Source organism: Pseudomonas sp. GM102, assembly GCF_000282555.1.
GTDB lineage: Bacteria > Pseudomonadota > Gammaproteobacteria > Pseudomonadales > Pseudomonadaceae > Aquipseudomonas.
Genome location: NZ_AKJB01000081.1, coordinates 1 through 1,774, shown reverse-complemented (window position 1 = coordinate 1,774; position 1,774 = coordinate 1). Strand labels below are relative to the sequence as shown.

The window sequence follows — 1,774 nt, the reverse complement described above, 5'->3', positions numbered from 1 at the left end:
GATACTGCCAGCTGTTGCCGGCAGGGTCGGTGTCCACCAATGGCAAGGCCCAGTGCTCGAGCCATAGGGTCGAATCGCTGCGGCCCAGCGGGTCGGTTTCGCCGATCAGGTTGCCGGCTTCGTCGTAGCTGTATTCATAGCGCCGGCCCTGTGGGTCGGTGGCGCTGAGCAGTTGGCGTTCGTCGTTCCACTCGAACTGCCAGGTGTGGCCGAGGTTGTCGGTGTACTCGGTGATCTGGTGCTGGCTGTTCCAGCGCCGCGTACTGACGCGTTGCAAGCTATCGGTGATGCGCGTGACACCGGCGCCGAGGTCATAGTCGAACTGGTAGGCGTCGCCTTCATCGGTCCAGTGCCGGACCACGCGCCATTCCAGGTCTTCAACCAACGCCCATTCATAGAAACACCGCAGCCCCGTGGGCAACTGGTGTTCCACCATCCGCCGCCCGGCATCGTAGCTGAAGCGCCGTTGTACCTGGTCGGTGGCGTCGCGCACTTCGGCCAGATCGCCCGCTGCGTCGTAGCCATAGCTGGCGAGTACTTCGCGGTGCTGGTCGGGGTACAGACGTTCAACCCGAGCCACGCGGTCGCGTTCGCGAATCAGCTCGACCTGCACCAGATCAAAGGTGTCCCGCAGCCGCACCAAGCGTCCGGTTTCGTCATAGTCGAGATGGATGCGGTTGTCATTGCGATCACCCAATTGATCAAGGCGCAGCAGCGCCGTATTGCCCGGCGTTGGATTGAACAAGCGATACATGCCGTCATCGCTTTCGATCAACAACTGCCCATTAAGATGCCGTCGAACACTCAGCCCTTCCCCCGCACTGAACACCGCGCCGCCCAAGGGGATCGAACCCATGTCGATGCGCCGGCCCTGTTCGTCGGAGTAGACCAGCGTTTCACCACCCTCGGGGTGAGGCAGGATTTCAACCCGCACCTCGTAGGACACACTCCAACCCGCCCCAAACAACCCATTGCGCCGCTCGTCACGGCTGTTGTAGAAGCGCTGCCAATCCATCGGCAAGATGCCAGGCAACACGAAATCCAGCTCTTCATCGCCACCCAGCACTTTGGCCCCGGTCGCCGCATGCACCGGGTTCGACGAGCCCATGGCGGCGTTGGCCATGGCGCCCATCGCGCTGCTGACGGCCATCGACGTCGCGCCACCGATCAGCATGCACGGCAATTTGCTGAAGAACTTCCCCTTGCCGCCCTTGAGCATCAGCAACGCGGTGACCGCCAGCCCCACGCCCGGGGTCTTGCCGCTGCGGATCTCGCGCACCACCACCGAACCGCCACCGATGGTGACGTTGGAGGAGATCAACCCGGACGACACCACCTTGGCATCGCAGGTGCTGCGATCGCCGCTGCGCACGGCGGGCTGGCCGTTGATGGTGACCTTGTCCGAGCCCTCGGCCATAAACTGCGGCGGCATTGGCGGATGCTTCATGCAGACGAGCAGGTCCAGCGGCTTGGGCACCGCGCCGGGTGCCGGGGTGGCAACGGTGGGGCGCCACATCTGGGAGAAGAAGCTCTCGGCCATGTCCAGGTAACTGGCTTCGGCTTCGGGCTCGGGTATTGCCAGCTCGGTGCCGGCCGACGCGACATGGGACGGGATCGCCCCGGCGGCGCGAGCGGCGGGAATGTTGTTGGTCAGGGTGTTGGTGGAACCGGTGAGAATGTTCGCCTGCACCGTGGGCGGAAACAGCGCGTTGCTGAAGCTCTCGCACAGGTTACTCAAGCCCTTGTCGGCCCCGGTCTTGCTCATGGCAAGGCC

The 1,774-nt window shown here is 63.9% G+C and carries 1 protein-coding gene; it reads right to left on the bottom strand.

Features of this window, described 5'->3' with window-relative positions:
* Positions 1-1,774 (bottom strand): DUF6531 domain-containing protein (locus tag PMI18_RS09500; protein ID WP_007903440.1); only part of this gene is annotated, 1,774 nt, incomplete at both ends.